Raw genomic sequence first — 7424 nt, 5'->3', positions numbered from 1 at the left:
GCAAGTAATATCAACGGCATTCCCGGTTTGTTTGTGATGGGCGAATATGAATGGGGAGACCAGCGAATTGCACCTGCGATGAATTATGTGAAAGCCAATCCAAAAGCACCAATAGCTTATTTGTGTGATGCGGGACATGGTCATTTTGACTTTTCTGATGAGCTGGTTGATTTTCTATGCATGTTCCTCTCAAAGGTATCGAAAGAACGCTTGCCTAAAGCCGGGCCGCTGGATAAGCCGGTGGTATTGAAAGCGGTAGATCCGGCGAAAGGCTGGCGGGTAGACCGCTGGAGAAAGGATGAGATATTGAAAGCTCCTTCAGCCCCATATGGTATTTATTCAGGTGCAAAAGATGAAGCCGGCTGGGCCTTTGACAAACAGATGGCAACAGCGACCGAGAAATATTATGCTTCGGCAAGGGGAAAAATCCGCAGGGGAATTGCTTATGCTCAGGACGGAAGCGTGTTGCCGGCATCAGGGTTCGAAGGTTATAAGTTAAAGTTTAATCCCTTGTCTGACGGACTGACTTTCCATGTTTCCGCACTATTACGTGCTACTTCCGAAAAATCCCCATCCGTTAAAATATCAAGAATATGCGGGCCGGTAATTCAGGTAAATGACACGACCTTTAAGGTTTCCTTTTACCGGATGGGAATGGAGAATAAGAAACGGACGAATGACATCTGGCTTATGGCCACCGAGCCCGGTGATGAAAAATATAAATCCAGTGTTCAGCAGGCGAACCTGAAAATACCTTTTCGCAATACCGAAGGAAAGGATCAGAAAATTAATTTCCCTGACATACCGGCACAAAAGGCCGGAATACGGTCAATTAAACTTCGCGCTGTTTCAGACGCCCCGGTTCCGGTCAGCTATTATATCAAAAATGGTCCTGCAGAAATAGATGGGGATGTACTTGTATTCACACAAATACCTCCACGGGCTAAATTTCCGGTGAAGGTTACTGTAGTTGCATGGCAGTACGGTCAAAGCCAGGTACCTAAACTAAAAACGGCAAAAGCTGTAGAACGGACCTTTTACATCAATAAAACATAGGTAATCACACAGTGGTTACCAGGAAAAATTTATGTAATTTAAAGGGGTATGCCAGAAGAAAAAATTGATTAGCCGTCCTAATGGAAGATCTTCACGCTATATCAACTTATAGTGCCTCGGCATCTTATTGCACTTGCAGCTTTTTATCAATGATTTAAATAATAACTCACATTAACGATACAATCATCCTATGAAACTAAAATCTATATTAAGTCTTGCGGGTATAGCAGGATTTGCGTTATCATCTTGTCATTCAGAAAAGAAAACATCCGATACAAATGGCAGCTCGGCCCTTGATTCCAATCAAATATTCATACTTTTAGCCGATTCCTTTAAGACCGAATTTAATGGTAAGATCACGGCGCTCTATACCCTGAAAAATTCCAGAAATGCAGAGGCAAAACTGACGAATTATGGGGCCCGTTTAGTCAGCCTGCTGATCCCAGACAGAAATAAAAAATTAACGGATGTGGTGGTTGGCTTTAAAAGCATTACAGACTACATCAATTCCCGGTCTTATTATGGTGCTACTATCGGCCGATATGGCAATCGCATTGCAAAAGCGAGGTTCATGCTGGACGGGAAGCTCTATCATCTTGATGCCAATAACGGTGTAAATAGTCTTCATGGTGGTAAAAGCGGATACCAGAATGTCGTGTGGGATGCCAAACAAACTGATTCAAATCAGATTGAATTTCATTACTTATCTAAAGATATGGAAGGAGGATATCCGGGAAATTTAGAGATCCGGGTAACTTACACGCTAACTGATAATAATGAATTGAAAATTAATTATCAGGCAAAAACCGATAAAACAACTGTGGTAAATTTGACCAATCATGCTTTCTTTAATCTAAATGGAGAAGGCAGCGGCAGCATTCTAAATCACAGTATGAAAATGTATTCTGACAGATATATACCTGTCGATTCCTCATTAATTCCAACAGGGGAAATTGAGAAGGTGGCGGGTACGCCTTTTGATTTTACAAAGATGACAGCTATAGGCGCTCGTATAAACGATGAAAATCAACAGTTAGTTAACGGAAAAGGTTATGATCACAATTACATACTGAATCAGAGAAAAGGTATGGGTATGTTACATGCTGCTACTGTTAAGGGCGACCACTCCGGAATGACAATGGATGTTTACACACAGGAGCCTGGTTTGCAGTTTTACAGCGGAAATTTTATGGACGGCAGTCTGACATTTAAAAGCGGGAGTAGGGATGAATTAAGGACAGCATTCTGTCTGGAAACACAGCATTTCCCTGATTCACCAAACCAACCTGCATTTCCTTCAACTGTTTTAACACCGGCAGAGGTATACGGCAGTACTTCTATTTACAAATTTTCTGGATTTTAACACAATATCTTATGTTTCAAACAAGACAAATACTTACGCTGGTTTTTATGATGGCTGCAGTAAATGCAAGCGCGCAAATGCAGGCTGATGTACCGGTTCAAAAAGTGATTAGGCTTGCTGCAAGCCAGTATAAGGCTTTTGTGCAGAAATATCCGGACACCACACGATATGCCCGTGATACGGGTGCTGACGGATCTTTGAGTGAATCGCGGGCAGGGGACTGGATCAGTGGTTTTTTTCCGGGATGCTTGTGGTATATGAACCAGCTTTCTGGTGATAAGCGCTTTGAAAAGTATGCGGAGAAATGGACCGCAGGTATTGCCGGCCAAAAAGACAACAAAGGTACCCATGATCTGGGTTTTATGCTGTATTGCTCTTTTGGCAACGGGTATAAAATAACACATAATGAAGCTTATAAACAGGTATTATTACAAGCAGCGATATCTTTGTCTACCAGGTTTCATCCTGAGGTAGGTGCAATAAAATCCTGGGATAATAGACAGTTTCATTACCCGGTAATCATCGATAATTTAATGAACCTGGAACTGCTTTTTTGGGCAACAAAAGTGAGCGGAGATTCTTCTTTCTACAAAATTGCGCTGGCACATGCCAATACAGATATAAAATACAGATGGAGAGCGGATAACAGTAGTTTTCATGTTCTTGATTTTGATCCGGTTACAGGCAAGTTATTGCGCAGGATGACCCATCAGGGTTATGCCGATCAAACCTGCTGGTCAAGGGGGCAGGCCTGGGGGATTTATGGGTACACCGTTCTATACCGTGAAACACGCGACAGCAGATTTTTAAACCAGGCTATAAAAGCGGCTGATTATTTTCTGGCTCAGACGAATAAAATCCCGGACCATATTCCTTATTGGGATTTCCAGGCCCCAGATATCCCCAATGCTTCGCGGGATGCTTCAGCAGCTGCAATTGTGGCTTCAGGATTATTTGAGCTTAGTAAATATGCTGGTAAAAACAATCGTTATTACCAGCAGGCAGTACAATTGTTAAAGGCACTTTGTGCAGATCAGTACCTGGCCACAGAAGGAAGCAATAATTATTTTTTATTGAAACACAGCACGGGGCATAAACCCAACAATTCTCAAATTGATGTGCCAATTATTTATGCAGATTACTATTTTCTGGAGGCAATATGGCGCTATAAAAATTACAGTAAGCTTGATTTCTTCAAAAGCTGAAACGATGGGATTCGATATAAATTTAATTTACTTGTTAAATACGCATTATGAAACACAGCATTAAAATCATTCTACTTTTATTTTTAATATCTTCCCTTGAAAAAATTCAGGCGCAGCGTGTTTTTACGCATCCTGGTATTTTACATTCGCAGGCTTCACTGGACCACATTTACGAAGTGGTTCAGCAAAAAATACTGCCGGGGTATGATTCCTATCAATTGTTATTGAGTCACCCCTGTTCAAATTCTCAATATGAGATAAAAGGGCCTTTTAAAGTGATTTCAAGGGACGGTAAATTTGCCTATACTAAAAGTAAAATGGAGGCTGACTTTAGCGCCGCCTATTTAAATGCGATGATGTGGGCAGCTACTAAAGACGAAGCGCATGCAAAAAAATCAGTTCAGATTTTAGAAGTGTACGCGGATACTTTACAATCAATTCCTTCGACAAACGATGCGCCCTTACTTGCAGGTTTAGAAGGATCTAAAATAATTAATGCAATGGAAATTCTTAAATATGGTTATAAAGGAATTACCACCGAACAGATTGCTAAAATTAATAAAATGATAACAGAAATTTTTCTCCCGGTATGCGATAAATTCTATCAGGCCAAAGCATATACTAACGGTAACTGGGGGGCTATAGTAACCAGGATGTACATTGGGGCGGCGATATATCTTGATAATGAAAAGATGTATAATAAAGCCATTGATTTTTATAACAATGGCAATGATAACGGAACGATAAGAAACTACATCAGTGATAGCGGCCAGATTCAGGAAAGCGGGCGTGATCAGGGGCATTCTATGCTCGGTGCCGGTGGTCTGGCTGCTATTTGCGAGATCGCTAATAACCAGGGAGATGACTTGTATAAAGCCCTGGATAACAGATTGCTTAAGGGATTTGAATACATAGCAAAATATAACCTGGGAAATGAGGTACCCTTTTTAACCTGGAAAGACATTACGGGCAAATACAGCGTATGGAATAAAATTTCAGATATCAGCAGGGGCAGGTTTATCCCAATTTATGAAATGGTATATAACCACTACGTTTTGGTAAAAGGGTTATCTATGCCATTTACTGAACAGGTTTTGAAAAAGCAGCGGCCTGAGGGCTACGACCGTGACCAGCCCGCCTTTGGAACATTATTTTTCCTTGGTACAGGAAAATAAAATTTTAGTTCAGCGTAAAGTTTAAATCAATTAAGTTTTGCTTTTAATCGTATTAATGACGTTTATTTGCTGTAATGAACGGAATTATCTCGAATATAATCTATTTTTTAATTGTCAAATTTTAAATAAAAGTCCATATATGGTATTATTTTGATATTTAATTCTGTATTATGATATTGATATCTTCAACAAGTGAGTGCTTTATTAGTAAAAAATATAAAATTTACTAATCTATTGCTAAACAGGTTTAGCTTTTATAGATTTGTTTCAACCAAATAAACAAAATGTCAAAATCTTTCTTAAAATTTTATGGTTTTCCTTCATTTGCCTGTCAAACGGATTTTGCTTTTTTAAAGCAGGATGCATTAATAGAATGCCTTAAACGGAAGCGTGTCTTAGGGAGATACCGAATGACTGAACAGACAAGAGAAATTTATGAACAAACTTGACAAACTGACGATTTTATGGAACAATTCGATAAACGGTGAGATAGAAGCTTTCGCCTCGCTCCATACTGCGCTCTATCCTGATTTATTGAATTACACAGTTGAAATGACTAGAAATCAGGATTTAGCTGATCATCTTTTACAGGATCTTTTTGTTGAATTCTGGCAAAACAGAATACAAATTGGTTCAATCGGTGACATAAGAGATCGTTTTTATAGGTCTGCCAGCTCAATGATAGACGATTTTATAAAATCTGAAAAAAATGAATTAAAGCTGGTGCAGGTTGCCGGACTTAATTTCGGGTTTTAAAACAAGACCAGCTGGATTTATCAGTAATCCGATGATCATTGGGGTTTAATCAGGTATGGAATCTTTCAGATTTAAGAGCTTTTGTGTTTAAAATCAATATTTTAAATAAACAAAACAATTGCTGAGATTTGACACTTTATAAAATTAGCACAAAAATTTTACACAACTGAGTATCTATTTGAAATTCCTATGTCCTGTAGTTATGAAGAAAAGAAATCTTACAAACGATTTAGCAGAAGAAAGATTGGCATTCTCTTTTAAAAAAGAAGAAGTTTCGTCGGAAAAGATAAAAACACACTGGGATAAAATAGCTGCAAGGATAGCTGAGATAGATAAGAATGAAAAGTCTGCAGATCATCAAGCGGCGGGGGAGAACAAAAGGCCATAATTTGAATTCATCTTGCTGTTTTTCTCCTTGGACAGAACCGTACGGAAAAAATCATTAAATCCGCCAATAGTCAAAGTCACATTTTATGCGTAATTACATCAAAAGAAGCATTGCAGTTTGTTTTCTTGCAATAACAATAACTGCTTGCAGCAGCAATAACTACCTGAACTCCGAACAACTGCATTATTTAGAGAAACAGGCAACTAGAACCCTTCAGGAAATACCCAAAGGAGCCATAAATATACCCAGAAATGTAAACAACGGTGCCGACAAATGGCGTTATGTTGACTATGAAGACTGGACCAGTGGTTTCTGGCCTGGGGTGCTCTGGTATCTTTTTGAAGCCACAAATCAGGAAAAATGGAAAATAGAAGCTGATAAATTTACCCGGGAATTAACTCGGCTGTCTGTCCAAAAAGCAGTAGACCATGACCTTGGCTTTCAAATTTTCAATAGTTTTGGTAATGGCTACCGACTTACTCATAATGAAGAATATAAAAAGGTGATCCTGCGGACAGCCGATTCACTGGCAACACTTTTCAATCCTAACACAGGAACCATTTTATCCTGGCCCAGATCCGTCCCCAATTTGGAATGGCCGCAGCACAATACGATTATGGACAATATGATCAACCTGGAAATGCTGTTCTGGGCATCAAAAAATGGGGGAGGACGAGAACTGTATGATATGGCGGTAAGCCATGCTCAGGTCACCATGAAAAATGCTTTCAGGCCTGATTATTCTTCATATCATGTAGTTGTTTATGACAGAAATACGGGTAAAAAGATCAAAGCAGTGACCCACCAGGGTTATTCAGATGAATCAATGTGGGCAAGAGGTCAGGCATGGGCCATTTATGGCTTCACCATGTGTTATCGTGAAAGCAAAAGGTCAGAATTTCTGGAATTTGCCCAAAAGGTTACCGATGTTTACTTAGAACGGCTTCCGCCAGACCTTATCCCATACTGGGATTTCAATGACCCGGGGATTCCAAATGCGCCTAAAGATGCCTCTGCAGCTGCCATAACTGCTTCCGCGATGTTAGAACTTTCCACTTTTGTTGCCGATAAGGTTAAAGCATCACTATATCGTAAGAAAGCAGAACAGATATTGGCTGTGCTTTCGTCGGACAAATATCTGAGTAAGGACACGAACAGCTCTTTTCTTTTACATTCTACCGGGCATAAGCCTAATGGCTTGGAGATAGATGCTTCAATTACTTATGCCGATTATTACTATATAGAAGCATTAATCAGAGCGGACAGGCTGCAAAGATCTGAACCCTTAAAGTGATCTTCAATGGAGGGCAAAACAAAGATACAGGTATCGTAATTTTTGCCCGAAAATAAACCCTTGCCGGCTCACCATTTTGTTACATTCAAAAAAGAACTTTAGGAGTATCAATTGCAGATCTGCTTGTCTGTTTACCCGTAAGGGTAATCTGTCTCAGGACTAGCCTGGCTAATGATAAAAAATTTTA

6 protein-coding genes and 1 pseudogene are annotated in these 7424 nt (G+C 39.7%); all 7 read left to right on the top strand.

Annotated elements, in window-relative coordinates:
* Positions 1–1056 (top strand): annotated as a pseudogene (locus tag VK541_RS17100) (hypothetical protein); the annotation flags it as partial.
* Positions 1057–1246: 190 nt separating this feature from the next.
* On the top strand, positions 1247–2419 hold the full coding sequence (locus VK541_RS17095) for an aldose epimerase family protein (RefSeq protein ID WP_324371552.1): 1173 nt from the start codon (positions 1247–1249) through the stop codon (positions 2417–2419).
* A gap of 11 nt (positions 2420–2430) precedes the next feature.
* The gene (locus tag VK541_RS17090) at positions 2431–3624 is read left to right on the top strand and encodes a glycoside hydrolase family 88 protein (protein WP_324371551.1); all 1194 of its coding nucleotides are present in this window, start codon (positions 2431–2433) and stop codon (positions 3622–3624) included.
* A 47-nt stretch (positions 3625–3671) separates the two neighbouring features.
* Complete coding sequence (locus VK541_RS17085; protein ID WP_324371550.1) at positions 3672–4799, top strand: alginate lyase family protein; 1128 nt, start codon at positions 3672–3674, stop codon at positions 4797–4799.
* Between the two features lie 435 nt (positions 4800–5234).
* The gene (locus VK541_RS17080) at positions 5235–5555 is read left to right on the top strand and encodes a hypothetical protein (RefSeq protein ID WP_324371549.1); all 321 of its coding nucleotides are present in this window, start codon (positions 5235–5237) and stop codon (positions 5553–5555) included.
* A gap of 202 nt (positions 5556–5757) precedes the next feature.
* The gene (locus VK541_RS17075) at positions 5758–5943 is read left to right on the top strand and encodes a hypothetical protein (protein WP_324371548.1); all 186 of its coding nucleotides are present in this window, start codon (positions 5758–5760) and stop codon (positions 5941–5943) included.
* An 85-nt stretch (positions 5944–6028) separates the two neighbouring features.
* Entirely contained in the window at positions 6029–7237 is a 1209-nt protein-coding gene (locus tag VK541_RS17070) for a glycoside hydrolase family 88 protein (protein WP_324371547.1), read from the top strand.
* Positions 7238–7424 lie beyond the last annotated feature (187 nt).

The sequence above is a fragment of the Pedobacter sp. genome, from assembly GCF_035317785.1.
Classification (GTDB): Bacteria; Bacteroidota; Bacteroidia; order Sphingobacteriales; family Sphingobacteriaceae; genus Pedobacter.
Note: the sequence above shows the minus strand (reverse complement) of the source record. Positions and strands in the feature narration are given on the sequence as shown.

Bases quoted from the DNA above. Each gene is read 5' to 3' on its own strand.
- VK541_RS17095 (WP_324371552.1), top strand. From the start codon at position 1,247: ATGAAACTAAAATCTATATTAAGTCTTGCGGGTATAGCAGGATTTGCG.
- VK541_RS17080 (WP_324371549.1), top strand. From the start codon at position 5,235: ATGAACAAACTTGACAAACTGACGATTTTATGGAACAATTCGATAAAC.
- VK541_RS17075 (WP_324371548.1), top strand. From the start codon at position 5,758: ATGAAGAAAAGAAATCTTACAAACGATTTAGCAGAAGAAAGATTGGCA.
- VK541_RS17085 (WP_324371550.1), top strand. From the start codon at position 3,672: ATGAAACACAGCATTAAAATCATTCTACTTTTATTTTTAATATCTTCC.
- VK541_RS17090 (WP_324371551.1), top strand. From the start codon at position 2,431: ATGTTTCAAACAAGACAAATACTTACGCTGGTTTTTATGATGGCTGCA.
- VK541_RS17070 (WP_324371547.1), top strand. From the start codon at position 6,029: ATGCGTAATTACATCAAAAGAAGCATTGCAGTTTGTTTTCTTGCAATA.